The sequence below is a fragment of the Klebsiella sp. WP8-S18-ESBL-06 genome (genome assembly GCF_014169755.1).
Lineage (GTDB): Bacteria > Pseudomonadota > Gammaproteobacteria > Enterobacterales > Enterobacteriaceae > Kluyvera > Kluyvera ascorbata_B.
The window spans coordinates 51,900-72,104 of sequence record NZ_AP022258.1 but is presented as its reverse complement, the minus strand read 5'-3'; the positions used below and the strand labels follow the sequence as shown (position 1 = coordinate 72,104).

Here is a 20,205-nt window from a genome sequence, read left to right as displayed (position 1 = left end):
TTAACGAACAAGAACCTCACGCGCGTCTTTCATCAGGGTCCGAATCGATGACGATTCATCATGGCCGTTTATAGTACCGCAGTCTCTCCCCTTTATTTTTACTGAAGAGCAGACAGAAACCATAAACACCGGCGTTGACACGCCGGGGAAGCCCTTATAGTACAATAATTTTCGAAATCCAACCCATCCCGCCTACAGGAATGACGGATTTTTCGGCGGTTCCGGCGTAGACCCACCACAACTGCTGTATAGCTTGTGGGTAAGTGATAATGAAGTGCAAACGAGATGGCGCAAATACTCTTTTGGTTTATCTTTTAATTACTTACGTATTAAAAGATAAACCAAAAAATAAAAGACATTACTGTTATCCCCTTTAAAAAGTGGATAACCGAACAGCATCGGCGCGAGCGCCTCAAAAGTAGCTCCCCACGCTAAAGCGCGGGGCATTCAGAACGGAATCCCTCGATGGCTAACAGCTCGCCTGTTAGCCATCGAGGGATTGGACAAATCCGGCCACGCCGGATACGTCAGCAAATATCGCTGAAGAATTAGCTTACACGCTCGTAAGCGGCTCTTACGACCCGCTAACGCGGAGATACGCCCCAACTGCGGCTTCGCCTTGTTGTGACCACTCCGACCGCGCACAAAAGCCTCTGAGCCGCTTTTAGCGGAATATGGCTTTGCAAGGTGAAGGGATGGATAGGCGATCCCTTTCGATCCCTCACTGGTATCGGCGGCTAACCCTCGGTGCTACCTGTCATTTCATCCTGCCGCCTTACATGCGCTAACGCGCATAAATCCCCGTTCCTCAGTGGAACGAAAACTCACGCTAACAGGGTAGTGACCGGGTAGCCACGATAACTGCCAACAAAATTAGCTTATAGGTTAATTCTACCTTGTCTGAAATTAGCCTATAGGTTAATATTAATAGAAATGGGAGGTCACATGTTTAGCGTTGTTTATCACCCGGAAGCCAGGGAAGAAGCCACAGCATTACCCGTAAAAATCAGGGTGAAGTTTGACCGTCTCATCGGCAAACTGGAGTATGACGCCCGATTACTGCGGGAGCCGGACACGAAGCCCCTGGGCGATGGACTTTTTGAGATCCGCACGATGGGGACGGACATAGCCAGGGGAATCTGGGTATACCACAAAGGCAATACCATCATCATGCTCCGTGTTTTCATCAAGAAGTCACAGAAAACGCCAGCGAAAGAAATCGATCTCGCCAAAAAGCGGTTAGCGGAGGTACTTAATGAAACTGGTAAGCCATAAAGAACTGCATAACGAGTGGATGCAGGACGATGAATATCGCGCTGCATGGCAGGAAGAAGAACGTAAGGAAAAGCTCAGGGAGCTGCTTGCTGAATGGCGCAAGCATGACAACCTGACAAAAGCGCAGGTTGCTGAACGCATGGGGGTTACACCTCCGGTTATTTCTCGCCTGGAAAACAACATCACCAAAGCCAGCATCGACACACTGACCCGCTACGCTCACGCCTGCGGCATCAAGAAACCTGTCATTGCCCTGTACTGAATAGCCAGCCCTCCGGGGCTGGCCTTTTTGTTTCGGTCAGTCCCAAAATTTTGTTAAAGCAAGTTTAAAATGTCACCTGTTTCTCCAAAGTTGAAATGTCACTTCTAAGCCAATCTATTTATACATAATCTTTACATCTTTCCCCGGTGACAAAGTGCTAATTGGTCTGTAATGTTCAATGTGTGGCAGGCAAGCCGCCGGTGACTTAGGGAAGGTGCGAACAAGTTCCTGATATGAGATCATCATATTCATCCGGAGCGCATCCCAGAGGGACATCATGAGCCATCAACTCACCTTCGCCGATAGTGAATTCAGCACTAAGCGCCGTCAGACCCGAAAAGAGATTTTCCTCTCCCGCATGGAGCAGATTCTGCCATGGCAGAATATGACCGCTGTCATCGAGCCGTTTTATCCCAAGGCGGGCAATGGCCGACGGCCCTATCCGCTGGAGACCATGCTGCGTATTCACTGCATGCAGCATTGGTACAACCTGAGCGACGGTGCCATGGAAGATGCCCTGTACGAAATCGCCTCCATGCGCCTGTTTGCCCGATTATCCCTGGATAGCGCCCTGCCGGATCGCACCACCATCATGAATTTCCGCCACCTGCTCGAGCAGCATCAACTGGCCCGTCAATTGTTCAAGACCATCAATCGCTGGCTGGCCGAAGCAGGCGTCATGATGACCCAAGGCACTTTGGTGGATGCCACCATCATTGAGGCACCCAGCTCTACCAAGAACAATGAGCAGCAACGCGATCCGGAGATGCATCATACCAAGAAAGGCAATCAGTGGCACTTTGGCATGAAGGCCCACATTGGTGTCGATGCCAAGAGTGGCCTGACCCACAGCCTGGTCACCACCGCGGCCAACGAGCATGACCTCAATCAGCTGGGTAATCTGCTTCATGGAGAGGAGCAATTTGTCTCAGCCGATGCCGGCTACCAAGGAGCGCCACAGCGCGAGGAGCTGGCCGAGGTGGATGTGGACTGGCTGATCGCCGAGCGTCCCGGCAGGGTAAAAACCTTGAAGCAGCATCCGCGCAAGAACAAAACGGCCATCAACATCGAATACATGAAAGCCAGGGAAGGTGCGAACAAGTTCCTGATATGAGATCATCATATTCATCCGGAGCGCATCCCAGAGGGACATCATGAGCCATCAACTCACCTTCGCCGATAGTGAATTCAGCACTAAGCGCCGTCAGACCCGAAAAGAGATTTTCCTCTCCCGCATGGAGCAGATTCTGCCATGGCAGAATATGACCGCTGTCATCGAGCCGTTTTATCCCAAGGCGGGCAATGGCCGACGGCCCTATCCGCTGGAGACCATGCTGCGTATTCACTGCATGCAGCATTGGTACAACCTGAGCGACGGTGCCATGGAAGATGCCCTGTACGAAATCGCCTCCATGCGCCTGTTTGCCCGATTATCCCTGGATAGCGCCCTGCCGGATCGCACCACCATCATGAATTTCCGCCACCTGCTCGAGCAGCATCAACTGGCCCGTCAATTGTTCAAGACCATCAATCGCTGGCTGGCCGAAGCAGGCGTCATGATGACCCAAGGCACTTTGGTGGATGCCACCATCATTGAGGCACCCAGCTCTACCAAGAACAAAGAGCAGCAACGCGATCCGGAGATGCATCAGACCAAGAAAGGCAATCAGTGGCACTTTGGCATGAAGGCCCACATTGGTGTCGATGCCAAGAGTGGCCTGACCCACAGCCTGGTCACCACCGCGGCCAACGAGCATGACCTCAATCAGCTGGGTAATCTGCTTCATGGAGAGGAGCAATTTGTCTCAGCCGATGCCGGCTACCAAGGAGCGCCACAGCGCGAGGAGCTGGCCGAGGTGGATGTGGACTGGCTGATCGCCGAGCGTCCCGGCAAGGTAAAAACCTTGAAGCAGCATCCGCGCAAGAACAAAACGGCCATCAACATCGAATACATGAAAGCCAGCATCCGTGCCAGGGTGGAGCACCCGTTTCGCATCATCAAGCGGCAGTTCGGCTTCGTGAAAGCCAGATACAAGGGGCTGCTGAAAAACGATAACCAACTGGCGATGTTATTCACCCTGGCCAACCTGTTTCGGGTGGACCAAATGATACGTCAGTGGGAGAGATCTCAGTAAAAACCGGAAATAACGCCAGAAATGGTGGAAAAAATAGCCTAAATAGGCTGATTCGATGTGTTTGCGGGAAAAAAATCGGCCCAGATCCGCGAAATTTTAATCAGCGAGTCAGCTTGGGAAGAAATGACCTGCTTATTCGCACCTTCCTTAGATCGAAGCCACTGAATCACACAAACAGCCTTATAACAAGCTGCACGCCGACGAGCAACTCTATCACTGACCGCTGGTAAGACTGACCTGTGCCCAAAGAATTAATGCAGTGAGGACTTAAAATGTCTGCTCTTGGCACAAAGCGGACGTCCCGCCTTCATACGTTCTTTCTGCCGTCAGTTAACCCAGTCTTCCATCACCAGACCCGGCACCCGCTCAAACTCTCCCACACTGTTCGTCACCAGCACGGCACCGGCGGCAATGGCATGCCCGGCGATCGCCGTGTCGTTCGGTCCGATTGACGTGCCGGCGAGGCGCAGCGCCACCTTAATCTCCGTGGTCGCATCCACCGCGGCCCGATCCCAGGGCAGGATGGCATCAAGGCGGGCAGCGAAGGCATCCGCCAGCTGCTCAGCGGCAGGGCCTGACACCCGGGCGGCCAGAGAAATCCCGGCCCAGGTGATGGCGGAGATCACAACCCGATCGCCGGCCAGCACTGCCTGCTCCAGGCGTTTAATGACGGCTTCCGGCTGCTCGCGCAGGATGAACGTGCAGATACCGGTGTCGAGCATATAGATTCTGTTCACCGTTCAACCCGTCCTTCGTCGCTGACAACGTCCCCGCGCTCCGCCATAAAGTCCGGGTCTGCTTTTTCCAGGCTGAGGAATGAGCTCCAGGTCGGGCGGACGGGACGCAGAATGATGCTGTCCCCCTCCCGGACGATCTCGAGCTCGCTCACTCCTTCAAAATCCAGATCTCGGGGAAGACGGATGGCGCGGTTATTGCCGTTTTTAAAAATGGATACGGTTCTCATGGTGTTCTCTACGGGTAATGGATGATATGCAGAGCATATCCGAAATAGCGCTCTTGCACCGGGTGTGTGTGCATATGTTCAGTATAGGCAGATGTGTGGCATATGTATAGGGGTTGCCTATGCAGATGGAAGGTATATGCATATGCCTGCAATATGCAGATGCCGTGCATATGGATATGTGATGTATAGGCTTTCTTCTCTCTTTTTCTGCAGAGATCCGGTTTCTGGTAGTTTCGGATCTTCTTTTGCGTCCCCGGCGCTCAGTGCCGAAAAAACACAAGATGTAGCGGTGTTCCCAGCTGACCATGACGCTAGATGTTGTGTCCCTCCCCTGCCCCGTAACCCGGTCCTCAGGGGCAGAAAAGACCGCTTTGCTTATTCCCTGACCGTGGTACACTTCCGGAAACATCGTTATACGTAAAAAGTCGGATCCGGACGGAACGGTCGCCAGGTAATTTAACAGCGTGACTGTATGGCTGCATGTTATCTCTAAGGTGATTATTTTGAATGTGAATTTCACAAAATGAAATTAATGGCGACATAACAGTATGTTTCAGGCGGGTGTGAGTCAGCTGCATCCTTACGCTATACTGATATGCATATCATTAGTGTGTATTCCGGAGTGAATTATGAAGCAGCGCATCACCGTCACAATAGACAGCGACAGTTATCAGTTACTGAAATCCGCGGACGTCAATATATCCGGTCTGGTGAACAGGGCCATGCAGAATGAGGCCCGCCGTTTGCGTGCCGAACGCTGGCAGGCTGAAAATCAGGAAGGGATGGCCGAGGTTGCCCGGTTTATTGAAATGAACGGTTCATTCGCCGAAGAAAACAGGGACTGGTGAGATGCAGTTTAAGGTTTATGCCTATAAAAGAGAGAGTCGCTATCGTCTGTTCGTGGATGTACAGAGTGACATCATCGATACCCCCGGGCGGCGCATGGTGATCCCGCTGGCCAGCGCCCGGCTGCTTTCGGATAAGGTTTCCTGTGAACTCTATCCGGTGGTGCACATCGGGGACGACAGCTACCGCCTGATGACCACGGACATGGCCAGCGTCACGTCCTCCGTCACCGGGGAGGAAGTGGCCGATCTCAGCCACCGGGAAAATGACATCAAAAATGCGATAAACCTGATGTTCTGGGGAATTTGACAGCCTCCCCGCCCTGAAAGACATCGAGGATGTCAAAACGAAGTATTGCCGCAGAGCTTAACCCTCAGCATGAACTGCTCTCCGGAGCGGATGCCCTGCAGGCTTTCGCGGGGTCAGCTTAAACGAACGGTTCACGCAAAAACCCTAAGGAACAAATATGGCGGACGGAATTTCAGTCTGGGTACCGGTGATCTCCACGTTATCGGGAGGGATACTGACCGGAAGCATTGCCCTTCTGGTGAGCCGGTTGAATCATCGTTACGCTGGCGAACGTGAGGCTTTAGCGGCTGCATAACGGCATCGCCACGAGCTAAAGATTGCTCAGGAATTACTGGATAAAGAACGTTTATTCATAGCAACTGAGTTGATTTTCTTACTGGAACAATTCGCGGAAGGCTGCGCTCGTATGGCCACAGACTGCGGCGAGCCTGATCCGCAGGGTGTATACACTCCAACGGAAAATCTTCCGGAGCTGATAATCAAGAATATTTCGGGTGACTGGCGGGCACTCCCCCCCCGATTATGTACCGGATCCATGAACTTCCGGTACTTCAGAATGAAGTCCGGAGACATCTCGCGGCTTATTATGAGCAGTACTGGGAGCCTCCCTATCTCTCCCCATATTATCGGGAACGTCAGTTCCATTATGCCCGTCTGGGGATAAAGGCCGTTATTCTGGCCCAGAGACTGCGAAAACTCGTCGGTCTGCCTGGAACCCGCCTCGATGCAACGGAATGGTCTGCACAACTCGTCCTCTCTAGGGTATGGCGGAAAAAACGTAAAGAAAGAACCGAAGCTAAAATTCGTCGTCTGCGTAAAAAGACTGGGGAGAATTCATGATAATGCCTACCATTCAGGGGCAGAGAGTCACACATACCTCTGCTCAGTTGCCGGTGGCCATTGATTATCCGGCGGCACTGGCGTTGCGTCAGATGGCGCTCGTACAGGATGAACTGCCGAAATACCTGCTGGCGCCGGAAGTCAGCGCCCTGCTCCATTACGTGCCGGATCTTCACCGCAAGATGTTGCTTGCGACGCTGTGGAACACCGGTGCGCGTATTAATGAAGCGCTGGCGCTAACTCGTGGGGATTTTTCGCTGGCACCGCCGTATCCGTTTGTGCAGCTGGCCACACTCAAACAACGAACGGAGAAAGCGACCAGAACGGCCGGCCGTTCACCCGCCGGTAGTCAGGCGCATCGCCTGGTTCCGCTCTCCGATCACCACTACGTCAGCCAGCTGCAGATGATGGTGGCCACCCTGAAAATACCTTTGGAAAGACGCAACAAGCGTACCGGCAGAACAGAGAAAGCCCGCATCTGGGACATCACCGACCGGACAGTACGGACCTGGATTGGCGAAGCGGTTGAAGCGGCCGCCGTCGACGGGGTGACATTCTCGGTGCCGGTCACCCCGCATACGTTCCGCCACTCCTACGCGATGCATATGCTGTATGCCGGCATACCACTGAAGGTTTTGCAGAGCCTGATGGGCCACAAATCGATTAGCTCGACGGAAGTCTATACGAAGGTGTTCGCACTTGATGTTGCTGCGCAGCATCGAGTTCAGTTTCAGATGCCCGAAGCGGATGCGGTAGCCATGCTGAAAGGGAATATTTAAGTACTTAGGAGAATGATGCTGGCGAACGTCCTGCTCGCCGGGGAGGTCTGTCAGACGTTATCTGGACCAGCTGACGGGAATATCTGCTCTGTATTCCTCATACTGCTCATAGATCGCATGCTGAAGCATCGTAATACGTTCTGACAACCTGTTGGCGTCCGACATATGCCGCCATTCCCCCTCAATAGTGGTTTTCTGTCCATCCGGGAGATTGAGCGTGATCAATACCTTTGTATCACGAATAATCACCCCGTCAGTGAAAGAATTAAGACCACTCCTTACGGTATTATCTATCTGTATAGTTTCAAGTTTCATCTTGTTACCTCCTGTTGACCGGATCCCAAGCATAGATATCTGAATTCAAATTGCCTAGTGAAATGTCTGGATATGCCGCATTTTTCCCCTTATACAGCGAAGCTGGCCAAAGGCCAGCCCGCTTGGATTTATCGCTTTTGCCAGTAGATCAGCATGGCAAGGAACAGGATTGTTGCCCCCTGAGAAGCGGTCAGGAAAGTTTCCAGCAATGACATTATCGTAAAACTCCGCATTATTAATTTCAGGTGTGTGATTCAGGGGCCTTAGTCCCCCTTTTACAGGACGTAGTGTTCTGTCACGACGGAAGCCAGGGTTAATAAAAACGATTCGAATATGTCTGCCGGGACGATAGAAATCTTCGTGCGGGTTGTCTCGCTGTAGCCGGCTCTGGAGAGCGACTCGGGGGAGGAGTAGTATCTTCCGGCCACGGATATGATCGAGCCAGCAGTGCTCGCCGCAGTCGAGCGACAGGGCGAAGCCCCGAGTGAGCGAGGAAGCACCAGGGAACAAAACTTATAAATTCTGCTTACGCTCAATGCCTGAAAAATCACCTCCCCTCGGGGTTATCCACTTATCCACGGGCATATTTTTATAAAGTACTTTTTTATTCTTTTTCTTTATTTTACATCTTTTAGGGAGCCTGAAAGCCGCGTACAGTGCGGCCTGAGAGGGGGCCTGTATGGGCAACTGGTAAACATAATATGGGAAATTAATCACGTATCAGTGGGTTTTGTGTCAACAAGCTATGGGATACGCATCAACAAGCTATGGGAAAGAGGTCAAGTTCAGTTCTCAATTATCCACTTGTGGATAAAGTGCAGATTTTTCCGGTGGATAAGTATCGCGATAGCTTGCAATTTCTGTTTTCACTGTCATTATGGGTGGGTAAAAATTTACCCATAGGCATTGAAATGGATACTCAAGCACTCTTGCCAGCTACTAAAACGTTTAAAAAACGCGCCAGTATAAAGCAATCTAACGAATTGACCGAAGCTGCATATTACCTGCCTCTTCAGGCAAAACGTGTGCTGTGGTTATGCCTCATGCAGGCCTATTTTAATGACAGCCAGGAAGATGACTCTGACGTATTGCCGCTCTTCAAAATCAGCGTTTCCGATTACGTCAAATACTTCAATGTCGCTACGTCTGTCGCCAGTCGTGATGTGAAGGCTGGGGTAAATGCTCTGGGCGAATCAACGGTTACCTTTTATCCAAAAGAAGGTGAGTTTGAAGAAGTTAAACGTCCGTGGCTGGCTGAAGCAGGAATGAAGCGAGGCCGGGGTTCCTGGCAGATTGAATTTAACTACAAGGTCATGCCATTCCTGGTCGGCTTAACCTCCCAGTTCACTACCTATTCTCTCTATGACTGTGGCCAGCTTAATAGTGTTCGTGTCATCCGGCTTTATGAAAGCCTGTGTCAGTTCCGGAGCACTGGTGTCTGGATCACCACACATGACTGGTTATGTGAAAGGTTTATGCTCCCTGCCTCGCAGAAAAACAATATTGCTGAAATGAAGCGTACCTTCCTGGAACCTGCTCTGAAGAAAATTAATGAGAAGACGCCATTAAAGGTAACATATACCACTGAAGAAGATGGTCGCTTGCTGTTTAATTTTCTTGATAAAAAACAATAGTCTGTAATTTTTATTTCCTCCCCCCTTAGTTTGTTGCTGACATATGGGGGGATACTGAACTTGCTGTGTTTCCCATAGTGCTTGCCTAACTTGACCTGTTTCCCGCAATCGCGGCTGTCTGCGTAGTTGACCTGTTTCCCACAGTCCGGGCCGTCTGCGGAGTTGACCTGTTTCCCACAGTCCCGGTCGTCTGCAAAGTTGACCTGTTTCCCACAGTCCCGGTCGTCTGCAAAGTTGACCTGTTTCCCACAGTCCGGGCCGTACGCGGAGTTGACCTGTTTCCCACACTCCCGACCGTCCGAGAAGTTGACCTGTTTCCCATAGTCCGGGCCGTCCGAGAAGCTGACCTGTTTCCCTTAGTCCGGGCCGTCCGCGAAGTTGACCTGTTCCCCACACTCCCGGCCGCCCGCGAAGTTGACCTGTTTCCCACAGTCCGGGCCGTCTGCAAAGTTGACCTGTTTCCCACAGTCCCGGCCGCCCGCGAAGTTGACCTGTTTCCCATAATCCGGGCCGTCCGCGAAGTTGACCTGTTCCCCACACTCCCGGCCGCCCGTGAAGTTGACCTGTTTCCCATAGTCCGGGCCGTCCGCGAAGTTGACCTGTTTCCCATAGTCCGGAGCGTCCATTAAAGTTGACCTGTTTCCCACAGAGGATGGAAAACTCTTCTTGTGCTGAGCGTAAGAGCTATCTGCCGGAACGGTTCCTCTTCGCTTCCTCGCCAGTTCGCTCGCTACGCTCGGTTACATGGCTGCGGCGAGCGCTGATACATAAGGCTCAGCATTGCACTGGTCGTAACTAAAATCAGAATCCTTCTGAATGACTCTCCTGTCTTGCAAGTTGAATACCTTTCTCAAAGCCCTTTTGTATGAGTTGCTGTTGATGGTCAAAAGTGCGCCTGCGTGTTGCTGCAGTGTGATTTAGTAGCACGCCCGTCGAGCTTCATCCCCCTTCTGTTGAGAGCGAAATCAAAACAATATGATTTTTTTCTTGCAACATGACACTTTTTGTTCAAAATGACAAAAAACGTCATGAGGTGATAAATGGACAATATTGAGCAGTTACGGAAAGTCGCTACACGTGCAGGTAAGCTTCTGACATCTTTGAGCGAAAGTATCCGACAGCAAAAAGAGGAATTGAAGCTTACCGAGTTCTATCAGGAATACAGCAAAGCCGCTCTGTATAAGCTGCCTAAGCTCAGTAAAGGCAGTGTTGAGTATGCTGTGTCCGAAATGGAAGCCGGTGGCTACATTTTTAAAAAGAAACCTTCTGGTAATACGATGAAATACGCGATGACGATTCAGAATGTCATCGATCTGTATAACCATCGTAAAGTACCGAAGTACAGGGATCGCTTCGATAAAGCCTTTACGATTTTTGTATGTAATCTTAAAGGTGGTGGTTCCAAGACAGTTTCTACCGCTTCATTATCACATGCTTTTCGAGCTCATCCTCAGCTTCTGTTCGAAGACCTGCGTATTCTGGCCATCGATTTCGATCCGCAGGCATCTCTGACAATGTTCCTGAGCCATGAGAATTCAGTGGGCTTGGTTGAAAATACGGCTGCTCAGGCCATGCTCCAGAACGTGTCTCGTGAAGAATTACTTTCCGATTTTATAGTACCGTCTATTATCCCTGGTGTTGATGTAATCCCCGCTTCCATTGACGATGCATTCCTTGCTGAAGGCTGGAAGGGATTGTGTGAAGAACATCTGCCAGGGAAAAATATTCATGCGGTGCTTAAAGAGAACATTATCGACAAGCTCCAGCATGACTACGACTTTATTTTCCTTGATAGTGGTCCTCACCTTGATGCGTTCCTGAAAAACTGCATTGGGGCGGCAGACCTGATGTTGACCCCTCTTCCACCGGCGACGGTTGATTTTCATTCTTCCCTGAAGTTTGTGGCCAGCCTCCCTGCCCTCATAGATTCCATCGAAATGGATGGGCACACCTGCAATCTCATCGGTAATGTCGGCTTCATGTCCAAGATCCTGAACAAGTCTGATCACAAAATTTGCCATAGTCAGGCCAAAGAGGTTTTCGGTGCCGATATGCTAGACATGGTTCTGCCAAGACTGGATGGTTTCGAACGTTGTGGGGAGACTTTTGACACAGTTATTTCAGCAAATCCAGCAACCTATGATGGAAGTACAGAGGCACTAAAAAGCGCAAAATCAGCAGCGGAAGACTTTGCGAAGGCAGTCTTTGATCGCATCGAGTTCATTCGTACTAACGGAGGTATGTGATGTCGAATGAGAAAAGAAAAACCATCGGCAGACAGTTAAATACTCAGGCGTCAATGCTCGAAATGGCTGACACCGGTAGAAGTCAGGTATTTACCTTAAAAACCGGCAGGAAGGTAACGTTCAGGTTTGTTCGGGTGCCTGCATCTGAAGTTGAAAGTAAGACCTTCGTAAACCAGGAAAACAATGGAAGAGATCAACTTGCACTGACCAGGGAGTCTCTGAAATCCATTATCCAGACGATTAAGTTTCAGCAGTTCTTTCCCTGTATTGGTATTAAGCAAAGTGAAAGGATTGAGATACTGGATGGTTCAAGACGGCGAGCCTCAGCAATTTTTGTCCGTACAGGCCTTGATGTAATGGTTACCGAAGAACATTTATCAGCTGATGAAGCTCGCCAACTGGCTAAAGATATCCAGACAGCTAAAGAACATAATCTTCGGGAGATTGGTCTGAGATTGATCGCTCTTAAAGAGTCCGGATTTAATCAAAAGGAAATTGCTGAACTGGAGGGATTATCTCAGGCTAAAGTTACCAGGGCGCTGCAGGCGGCGGCCGTACCGCAAGACTTAATTTCTCTGTTCCCGGTTCAGTCGGAGCTATCGTTTAGTGATTATAAACTTCTTTTAGAAGTTAATGAAAAACTCGGTGAAAAGGGATTAACGCCTGAAGAACTCATTCAGTCTGTATCAGCTCAGCTCGATGCAATTTTGAGTGATGGCGAGCGACCAGAAGACGAACAGAAAGCCAGTATTCTGAAGCTGATTTCTCAGGCATCTCAGGCATTGATAGATCCATCTCCCAAGGAAAAGTCAGTGGTTTCCCCACTCTGGTCTTTTGAAGAAAAGGACAAGTTCGCGCGTAAGCGTGTGAAAGGGCGCACGCTGACTTATGAGTTTAGCCGTATGTCAAAAGTGATTCAGGATGAACTGGACAAGGCTATCAACGAAGTCCTTGACAGAAATTTGAGTCAATAATTTCGCCATGGCGATTTCACATCTAACTTATTGTAATTAGGCAGTTTAGGTTGAGAATTTCACGGTGAAATCGCCATAGTTTCACGCCAGTTTCGCTGCAGGAATATCTGACCATCGTGTCGTATAAGCAGGAGAAAGCATCTCCCGTTTCATCTGCCATTCCGGGGCCATACCCCGCCCCGCAAACCATACTTTACCCAGCCCTGAGTTGTTGATCCCGTCCAGAACCCTCATCAGCTCAGCACTGTGAGGGCGTGGCGGGCGTTCGTCGAACAGTTGCAGCTGCGAAACTCCGGAGCCGGTGAAGTCATTCAGCATAACTCCGGCTTTGGCATACCGGTGCCCATCCCTCCAGATACGCTCCAGAGCCGTTGTAGCGGCTGCAATGATGTCCCTGGTGTCCTGAGTGGGTGTAAGAAGTTTTTCCGTAGCCACGTTGCCGTAGTAAGGCTCTTTAATGGCGAACGGAGACGTTTTGATGAAAACGGAAATATGCCGGCAATACTGGTGCTCTTTACGCAGTTTTTCAGAGGCCCGCTCTGCGTGCTGACAGATAGCCTGACGGAGTGACTCGTACTCCGTGATCTTCACGCCAAAACTGCGGCTGCAGACAATTTGCTGTTTCGTCGGAGGGGCTTCCTCAAGCGAAAGGCAGCTTTCCCCGTTCAGTTCCCGTACCGTTCGCTCAAGGACGACAGAAAAATTTTTGCGGATGAAGGCCGGGTTCGTCAGAGCCAGATCGAGCGCGGTTTTTATGCCCAGCACATTTAGCTTGCGTGCAATACGGTTACCCACCCCCCAGATTTCTTCAACCGGCTGCAGTGAAAGCAGTTTCCGCGTCCTTTGCGGATTTCCCCTGGTCAGAGCGAGTACGCCATGAAACTGTTTCCACTCTTTTGAGGCCCACTGGGCTGATTTTGCGAGGGTTTTCGTTGGTCCGGCGCCCACGCCAATGGTCAGGCGGGTACAGTCATACACCTGCTGACGCAGCTGCCGGGCGAAGTCCTCAAGCCCCATACAGTGCTCCACGCCGGTCAGGTCGAGGAACATCTCATCAATTGAATACTGTTCCACCCTGGGGGCCAGTTCCTCCAGGCAGTTCATCACGCGCGCCGATATCGAGGCGTAAAGTTCATAATTACTTGAAAACGCATATATTTTTTCCGGGTATCTTTCGTTTTTTATCTGAAACCACGGAGTTCCCATTTTGATCCAGGGCTTCGCCTCGGCACTGCGAGCGATTACATTCCCGTCGTTGTTGCTCAGGACGACTATCGGCTTTCCTTTCAAATCCGGGCGGAAAACACGTTCACAGCTGGCATAGAAGCTGTTCACATCGGCCAGGGCAAACATCAGTACATCTCCCTCGGGCGGTGGATGATATGCGTGACGACGCCAAAGATATCCAGCTCGTCGGGATCAGGATAAATCGGCGACCAGGAGGCATTCATGGGCTGCAGCGTCAGTCGCGGCGTCAGCAGAAGCCGTTTCACCGTAAACTCCCCCTGCATGCTGGCGACAACGATATCGCCGTGCCGCGGCTTTTCAGCACTGTCCACAACCAGCAGATCGCCATTGTACAGACTGCCGTCGGCCATGCTGTCTCCGCTGGCACGCAGGTAGTACGTCGCGCTCGGATGCCGTATGCAGTAATCATGGAGATCCAGATCGGACTCGACATAGTCAGCAGCAGGGCTGGGAAAACCGCAGCTGGCCAGATCGGCAAACAATGGATGGGCCTGTGGCGGGAGTTCTTTCCCGGTGCTGAAAAGTTGTAGTTTCATCTTTCCTCCTGACACTCTAATTTTACTGGTTATACATACAGTGTTTGCCGGGAGACCGGTAGAGATCAAGGGGTGAAAGTCCCCGACCATTGAAGGACCAGCAATCCACAAGGTCCCCGAGTCATGCGTTGCATACCGCGAGGTATGGGGCGAAGCGTTGACAGGGGTGTTGACAGGCCAGCCATTGAGCCACGAAATGTATATTAAATTACCGGGTGCCGACGTTGTACTGTTAACGGAAGGCAACATCATAGGGTGCGATACTGCGAGTGCCACATGGACCCGGCGGGGTCTGAGACCCTGGCATGTCAATACGATCTCTACGCGGGAACCGGGAGATCTCCCCTCTGACCATCTGCCAGTGTCGGAGACGGCCCGCACCGGGAAGACGAGGAGTCATAGCCGGTGATGTACGGAGAGGAGAAGTCGGACTCGCTCATAGTAGCGGCGAAGCAGGCGAACAACCCGAAAGGAGCGGAGTCAGTGGAGCGAAGGAGCGGGGCCAAGGGGAACGCGGAACAGCCACACATGCGCCGGACACAGAGCCGGGAAAGCATGTCACAGAGGCTGTCACGCGTGCGGGAAGCTGCGAAGCAGCGGAAGAAAGAACGGTTTACAGCATTGTTCCACCTGCTGACAGTCGAAGCACTGGAAGCCGCATTCCTCTCCCTGAGCAGGAAAGCGGCCGCCGGAGTGGATGGCATCAGGTGGATGGACTACGCCGGAAACATGAAGAACAACATAACAGATCTGCACCGGAGGCTACATCAGGGCAGCTACAGGGCGCAGCCCGGCAGGCGTCACTACATCCCAAAAGCGGATGGAAAACAACGCCCGCTCGGCATCGCCTCGCTGGAGGACAAGATCGTCCAGTATGCGCTGGTGAAAATCCTGAACGCAGTCTATGAAAACGACTTTATGGGGTTCTCATACGGGTTCAGACCCGGGCGAAGCCAGCACGATGCACTGGACGCACTGGCCACAGGGCTGGTACGCACTAACGTAAACTGGGTACTGGATGCCGACATCAGTCAGTTCTTCGACAGGGTGAGCCACGAATGGCTGATCAGGTTCACAGAGCATCGGATCGGCGACCGGAGGGTAATCAGGCTCATACGTAAGTGGCTCACAGCCGGGACGTCGGAGGAGGGTCAATGGCGAGCAACGGAGGAAGGCACCCCACAGGGTGCGGTCATCTCACCGCTGCTGGCAAACATATACCTCCACTACGTCTTCGATCTGTGGGCGCATCAGTGGCGACGTCGCTATGCCACAGGCAATGTGGTAATGGTCAGATACGCCGATGACATCGTCATCGGGTTCGACAAACGATACGATGCCCGGCGCTTCCGTATAGCCATGCAGCGCAGACTGAGGGAGTTCGGACTCACGGTTCACCCGGAGAAAACCCGTCTGATGGAGTTCGGCCGCTTCGCTGCCGAAAACCGTGCCATCAGGGGAAAAGGCAAACCAGAAACGTTCAACTTCCTCGGGTTCACGCACATCAGCGGGAAAGATCGCAACGGCAGGTTCATGCTGATACGAAAGACCCGCCGGGATCGGATGACGGCAACTCTGAAAGCCATCAAAGACGGTCTGCGAAGGCGCTGGCATTACTCAATCCCCGAACAGGGAAAATGGCTCAGGAGAGTGGTTCAGGGATACCTGAACTATCACTCGGTACCGGGCAACTTCCCCACCATGCAGAAGTTCAGGACACACGTAACAAACCTCTGGCGCCGGGCGCTCAGGCGCAGGAGCCAGAAGGATGATACGACCTGGACGAAAGCAAACAAACTGGCAGCCGCATGGCTACCAAGGGTTCGGGTTCTTCATCCATAGCCTGTGGAGCGGTTCACCGCCAGACACCCGAGGCAGGAGCCCGGTGCGTAAATCGCGCACGCCGGGATCTGTGCGGGGGGTATCCGGTAACGGGTATCCCTACCGCGACATATTTAACAGCGTGACGATAATCCAGATCGCCTGCCGGATAATGGTGCCAACTTACTGATTTAGTGTACGATGGTGTCTTTGAGGTGCTCCAGTGGCTTCCATCTCCATCAGTTGTCCCTCCTGCTCAGCTACTGAAGGCGTGGTGCGTAACGGTAAAAGTACTGCCGGACATCAGCGCTATCTCTGCTCTCACTGCCGTAAAACATGGCAGCTACAGTTCACTTACACCGCCTCTCAGCCCGGTACGCACCAGAAAATCATTGATATGGCCATGAATGGCGTTGGATGCCGGGCAACCGCCCGCATTATGGGCGTTGGCCTCAACACGATTTTACGTCACTTAAAAAACTCAGACCGCAGTCGGTAACCTCACGCATACAACCGGGCAGTGACGTCATTGTCTGCGCGGAAATGGACGAACAGTGGGGCTACGTCGGGGCTAAATCACGTCAGCGCTGGTTATTTTACGCCTATGGCAGGATGTGCAGGACGGTGGTGGCACGCGTCTTTGGTGAGCGTACTCTGGCCACGCTGGAGCGTCTTCCGGGCCTGCTGTCGGCCTTTGAGGTCGTGGTATGGATGACGGATGGCTGGCCGCTGTATGAATCCCGCCTGAAGGGAGAACTGCACGTTATCAGCAAGCGATATACGCAGCGAATTGAGCGGCATAACCAGAATCTGAGGCAGCATCTGGCAAGGCTGGGCAGGAAGTCACTGTCGTTCTCAAAATCGGTGGCGCTGCATGACAAAGTCATCGGGCATTATCTGAACATAAAACACTATCAGTAAGTTGGAGTCATTACCAACCAGTTCACCACCTACTCGCTCCGCGATTGTGGCAGTCTTCGAAATCCCCGGACGATCCGCCTTTATGAAAGTCTTGCTCAATTCAAATCTTCAGGCTTATGGGTTACTACTCATGCTTGGTTAAATGACCGTTTCGTCTTACCGGAATCCCAGCAGAAGAACTTGGCAGAGTTGAAACGATCTTTCCTTGATCCTGCACTCAAGCAGATAAATGAGAAAACACCTTTACTTGCTAAGTATAGTATTGATGATTCAGGAAAATTTCTGTTCTCAATAATTGATAAGCAAAATCCCGTCTGACATAAATCAGCACACATGAGCCTGTCATTTGACAAATTTTTGTCATGAAGATGGGCGGATTTCCACACAGCACCGGCGCCCGGTAAGGTGGGCGGATTCCCACACGGCACCGGCGCCCGGCAAGGTGGGCGGATTCCCACACGGCACCGGCGCCCGGTAAGGTGGGCGGATTCCCACACGGCACCGGCGCCCGGCAAGATGGGCGGATTCCCACACGGCACCGGCGCCCGGTAAGGTGGGCGGATTCCCACACGGCACCGGCGCCCGGTAAGGTGGGCGGATTCCCACACGGCACCGGCGCCCGGCAAGGTGGGCGGATTTCCACACAGCACCGGCGCCCGGTAAGGTGGGCGGATTTCCACACAGCACCGGCGCCCGGCAAGGTGGGCGGATTCCCACACGGCACCGGCGCGCGGCAAGGTGGGCGGATTTCCACACAGCACCGGCGCCCGGCAAGGTGGGCGGATTCCCACACGGCACCGGCGCGCGGCAAGGTGGGCGGATTCCCACACGGCACCGGCGCGCGGCAAGGTGGGCGGATTTCCACACGGCACCGGCGCCCGGCAAGGTGGGCCGATTCCCATATCGACATGTATGTAGCTTGTGTTATCTGTGGATTGTGCAGCTCAGCGGGTCGCTGGTCGTATGGCGGAGTGTCCCCCGTAACCGGCCGCGTGCGGCCGCTAACGCGCAGTACGGCGCCGCGTCCCGCAGACGGGCCGCCGTTCCCGCGCGCAGCACTGCGCACCCCCGTGGGGGACGTACGGCAGCTGCGTGGCGGTGAGCGGGATTAGGGCTTTGCAGCTACCGTGTTAAGTTCCCTGGTGTCGCTGAAATAGTTGATGAACATCCCCCTAAGCGTCAGCAGCAAGCTGCCGCCGCTTAGGCCCCGGAAATCACGCCCTTTACGTCGTAAACGCCGTAAAGCCCGCTCACCGGGGTTAAAAGGGATTACTTTGACTTCTTCATTGCTGTTCGCGAGTTAAGGCTAATCAGGGCAGGGGGTAGGGTGGCAGAATTTATAGCCCGGCAACCGGCTACGCCGGGCTTTCGGCGCCATTTTACAACACAGACGGCTTTGTTGAATAAATCGAACTTTTGCTGAGTTGAAGGATCAGATCACGCATCTTCCCGACAACGCAGACCGTTCCGTGGCAAAGCAAAAGTTCAAAATAACCAACTGGCCCACCTACAATAAAGCCCTCATCAACCGTGGCTCCATAACTTTCTGGCTGGATGATGAAGCTATTCAGGCCTGGTATGAGTCGGCAACGCCTTCATCACGGGGAAGACCTCAGCGCTATTCTGATCTCGCCATCACCACCGTTCTGGTCATTAAACGCGTGTTCAGGTTGACCCTGCGGGCTGCACAGGGTTTTATTGATTCCATTTTTACACTGATGAATGTTCCGTTGCGCTGCCCGGATTACACCAGTGTCAGCAAGCGCGCAAAGTCGGTTAATGTCAGTTTCAAAACGTTCACCCGGGGTGAAATCGCGCATCTGGTGATTGATTCCACCGGGCTGAAGGTCTTTGGTGAAGGCGAATGGAAAGTCAAAAAGCATGGCCAGGAACGCCGTCGTATATGGCGAAAGTTGCATCTGGCAGTTGACAGCAACACACATGAAATCATCTGTGCAAACCTGTCGCTGAACAATGTGACGGACTCAGAAGCCTTCCCGGGTCTTATCCGGCAGACTCACAGAAAAATCAGGGCAGCATCGGCAGACGGCGCTTACGACACCCAACTCTGTCACGATGAACTGCGGCGTAAGAAAATCAGCGCGCTTATCCCGCCCCGAAAAGGCGCGGGTTACTGGCCCGGTGAATATGCAGACCGTAACCGTGCTGTTGCGAATCAGCGGCTGACCGGGAGTAATGCGCGGTGGAAATGGACAACAGATTACAACCGTCGCTCGATAGCGGAAACGGCGATGTACCGGGTAAAACAGCTGTTCGGAGGTTCACTGACACTGCGTGACTACGATGGTCAGGTTGCAGAGGCTATGGCCCTGGTACGAGCGCTGAACAAAATGACGAAAGCAGGTATGCCTGAAAGCGTGCGTATTGCCTGAAAACACAACCCGCTACGGGGGAGACTTACCCGAAATCTGATTTATTCAACAAAGCCGCGCGGGGCTAACAGGTAAGATGAAATTAAGGTTTTACGAACACTGCCACTGTAATTAATTACCGCTACTTTCATAAATCACCTCAGAATTTTTTGTTGAACTTCTTAGGGTCGAAATTCTCACCGATTTTCTTGAAGAATTCTTTATCAATAATGCCGGGACTCTCTGCTTTTTTACTTTCCTGCACTTCAGGCTCAGACGGTTGTGTATTGTGCAATACACTTTCCGCTGCACCCTTCGCGCTACTCTTATCATGCGTATTGTGCAATACATTTTTTCGGTTTTGCCGCGTTCTATACAGTGCCATCTCAAGCCCTTTGGCTGTTACCGAAAAGCTGTATTCGCTGTCGAGGATTTCAGCAATTTCATGCCGCGTTAGCCCTCTGTCCAGCCAGTTCTCGATTTCATTTAGGCGCAATCTGACAGCAGCCGATAAGTTGCGGGGTTTCAGATCTGCTGGTTTATTCATAACCCCCTCCGTTGTATGAAAATGACTCTACAACACTCGTAAGAAGGGGTCAATCGAGTTTTGTAGTTTATCTGTAGTTTTATTGTAGTCTATTTGTAGTCTGTCACGTTTTTTGTAGTTTATTTGTAGTTTATTTGTAGTTTTATTGTAGTCTATTTGTAGTCTTACAACACTAAGGCAA

Annotated in this window: 20 protein-coding genes and 3 pseudogenes; 15 read left to right on the top strand and 8 right to left on the bottom strand. The window is 52.1% G+C overall.

The genetic code is table 11. From position 1 onward, the window contains the following. Positions 1-548: 548 nt before the first annotated feature. From H7R76_RS25345 to H7R76_RS24715, 5 genes and pseudogenes are all read left to right on the top strand, one after another. Positions 549-691, top strand: a pseudogene (locus tag H7R76_RS25345) (replication-associated protein RepA4); the annotation flags it as partial. A gap of 254 nt (positions 692-945) precedes the next feature. Continuing rightward, entirely contained in the window at positions 946-1,275 is a 330-nt protein-coding gene (locus H7R76_RS24730; protein ID WP_000493286.1) for a type II toxin-antitoxin system RelE/ParE family toxin, read from the top strand. After that, a complete protein-coding gene (locus H7R76_RS24725; protein WP_000780222.1) occupies positions 1,256-1,537 on the top strand; it encodes a helix-turn-helix domain-containing protein in 282 nt (93 codons plus the stop codon). The genes H7R76_RS24730 and H7R76_RS24725 overlap by 20 nt, the downstream gene beginning before the upstream one ends. Before the next feature lie 277 nt (positions 1,538-1,814). Continuing rightward, positions 1,815-2,621 (top strand): annotated as a pseudogene (locus H7R76_RS24720) (IS5-like element ISKpn26 family transposase); the annotation flags it as partial. Positions 2,622-2,691: 70 nt separating this feature from the next. Continuing rightward, positions 2,692-3,672, top strand: a complete 981-nt coding sequence (locus H7R76_RS24715; RefSeq protein WP_000019445.1) for an IS5-like element ISKpn26 family transposase — start codon at positions 2,692-2,694, stop codon at positions 3,670-3,672. Between the two features lie 326 nt (positions 3,673-3,998). Here the strand turns inward: H7R76_RS24715 and H7R76_RS24710 are convergent, their stop codons facing one another. Together H7R76_RS24710 and vapB are read right to left on the bottom strand one after the other, a co-directional pair. Continuing rightward, positions 3,999-4,409 (bottom strand): PIN domain-containing protein, encoded by a 411-nt coding sequence (locus H7R76_RS24710; RefSeq protein ID WP_031624380.1) that lies wholly within the window; start codon positions 4,407-4,409, stop codon positions 3,999-4,001. Further along, on the bottom strand, positions 4,406-4,636 hold the full coding sequence (vapB, locus tag H7R76_RS24705) for a type II toxin-antitoxin system VapB family antitoxin (protein ID WP_182968128.1): 231 nt from the start codon (positions 4,634-4,636) through the stop codon (positions 4,406-4,408). Before vapB ends, H7R76_RS24710 begins: the two co-directional genes overlap by 4 nt. Positions 4,637-5,265: 629 nt before the next feature. Between vapB and ccdA the strand changes: the two genes are divergently transcribed. The 3 genes from ccdA to H7R76_RS24690 all read left to right on the top strand — a co-directional run bounded on the left by ccdA (position 5,266) and on the right by H7R76_RS24690 (position 7,410). Then, on the top strand, positions 5,266-5,484 hold the full coding sequence (gene ccdA, locus H7R76_RS24700; protein ID WP_023294775.1) for a type II toxin-antitoxin system antitoxin CcdA: 219 nt from the start codon (positions 5,266-5,268) through the stop codon (positions 5,482-5,484). 1 nt (position 5,485) lies between these two features. After that, positions 5,486-5,791, top strand: a complete 306-nt coding sequence (gene ccdB / locus H7R76_RS24695) for a type II toxin-antitoxin system toxin CcdB (RefSeq protein ID WP_016946795.1) — start codon at positions 5,486-5,488, stop codon at positions 5,789-5,791. Between the two features lie 842 nt (positions 5,792-6,633). Then, positions 6,634-7,410: a site-specific integrase gene (locus H7R76_RS24690; RefSeq protein WP_182968138.1), complete on the top strand. Its 777-nt coding sequence runs from the start codon at positions 6,634-6,636 to the stop codon at positions 7,408-7,410. A 57-nt stretch (positions 7,411-7,467) separates the two neighbouring features. On the opposite strand, the gene H7R76_RS24685 is transcribed toward H7R76_RS24690, so the two are convergent. Together H7R76_RS24685 and H7R76_RS24680 are read right to left on the bottom strand one after the other, a co-directional pair. Beyond that, complete coding sequence (locus tag H7R76_RS24685; protein ID WP_000764642.1) at positions 7,468-7,725, bottom strand: hypothetical protein; 258 nt, start codon at positions 7,723-7,725, stop codon at positions 7,468-7,470. A gap of 128 nt (positions 7,726-7,853) precedes the next feature. Further along, complete coding sequence (locus H7R76_RS24680; RefSeq protein WP_032409716.1) at positions 7,854-7,958, bottom strand: hypothetical protein; 105 nt, start codon at positions 7,956-7,958, stop codon at positions 7,854-7,856. Between the two features lie 534 nt (positions 7,959-8,492). Here H7R76_RS24680 and H7R76_RS24675 point away from each other — a divergent pair. Then, positions 8,493-9,359: a replication initiation protein gene (locus tag H7R76_RS24675; RefSeq protein WP_004118283.1), complete on the top strand. Its 867-nt coding sequence runs from the start codon at positions 8,493-8,495 to the stop codon at positions 9,357-9,359. A gap of 356 nt (positions 9,360-9,715) precedes the next feature. Here the strand turns inward: H7R76_RS24675 and H7R76_RS24670 are convergent, their stop codons facing one another. After that, positions 9,716-9,985 carry a hypothetical protein gene (locus H7R76_RS24670; RefSeq protein ID WP_000339857.1) on the bottom strand — a complete coding sequence of 90 codons (270 nt, stop codon included), beginning with the start codon at positions 9,983-9,985 and terminating at the stop codon, positions 9,716-9,718. Positions 9,986-10,399: 414 nt separating this feature from the next. Here H7R76_RS24670 and H7R76_RS24665 point away from each other — a divergent pair, with 414 nt between their 5' ends. Beyond that, a complete protein-coding gene (locus tag H7R76_RS24665) occupies positions 10,400-11,605 on the top strand; it encodes an AAA family ATPase (RefSeq protein WP_000368714.1) in 1,206 nt (401 codons plus the stop codon). Beyond that, complete coding sequence (locus H7R76_RS24660; RefSeq protein ID WP_000064120.1) at positions 11,605-12,579, top strand: ParB family protein; 975 nt, start codon at positions 11,605-11,607, stop codon at positions 12,577-12,579. Before H7R76_RS24665 ends, H7R76_RS24660 begins: the two co-directional genes overlap by 1 nt. Before the next feature lie 81 nt (positions 12,580-12,660). Here the strand turns inward: H7R76_RS24660 and H7R76_RS24655 are convergent, their stop codons facing one another. Beyond that, entirely contained in the window at positions 12,661-13,932 is a 1,272-nt protein-coding gene (locus H7R76_RS24655) for a Y-family DNA polymerase (RefSeq protein ID WP_004118291.1), read from the bottom strand. Next, positions 13,932-14,363: a translesion error-prone DNA polymerase V autoproteolytic subunit gene (umuD, locus tag H7R76_RS24650; RefSeq protein WP_000776034.1), complete on the bottom strand. Its 432-nt coding sequence runs from the start codon at positions 14,361-14,363 to the stop codon at positions 13,932-13,934. The genes H7R76_RS24655 and umuD overlap by 1 nt, the downstream gene beginning before the upstream one ends. 405 nt (positions 14,364-14,768) lie before the next feature. Between umuD and ltrA the strand changes: the two genes are divergently transcribed. The 4 genes and pseudogenes from ltrA (at position 14,769) to H7R76_RS24630 (ending at position 19,498) form a co-directional block, all read left to right on the top strand. Beyond that, the gene (gene ltrA, locus H7R76_RS24645) at positions 14,769-16,205 is read left to right on the top strand and encodes a group II intron reverse transcriptase/maturase (protein WP_167493800.1); all 1,437 of its coding nucleotides are present in this window, start codon (positions 14,769-14,771) and stop codon (positions 16,203-16,205) included. 202 nt (positions 16,206-16,407) lie between these two features. Next, a protein-coding gene (locus tag H7R76_RS24640; RefSeq protein WP_223229472.1) for an IS1-like element IS1X3 family transposase occupies positions 16,408-17,105 on the top strand; the annotation gives its coding sequence in 2 pieces (ribosomal slippage) (positions 16,408-16,657 and positions 16,657-17,105; 699 coding nt in all). Between the two features lie 9 nt (positions 17,106-17,114). After that, positions 17,115-17,423, top strand: a pseudogene (locus H7R76_RS24635) (replication initiation protein); the annotation flags it as partial. 1,106 nt (positions 17,424-18,529) lie between these two features. Next, the gene (locus H7R76_RS24630; RefSeq protein ID WP_020956880.1) at positions 18,530-19,498 is read left to right on the top strand and encodes an IS5 family transposase; all 969 of its coding nucleotides are present in this window, start codon (positions 18,530-18,532) and stop codon (positions 19,496-19,498) included. A 139-nt stretch (positions 19,499-19,637) separates the two neighbouring features. On the opposite strand, the gene stbA is transcribed toward H7R76_RS24630, so the two are convergent. Next, positions 19,638-20,024, bottom strand: coding sequence for a plasmid stabilization protein StbA (gene stbA / locus H7R76_RS24625; RefSeq protein ID WP_001039464.1), 387 nt, complete (start codon positions 20,022-20,024; stop codon positions 19,638-19,640). Positions 20,025-20,205: the final 181 nt, after the last annotated feature.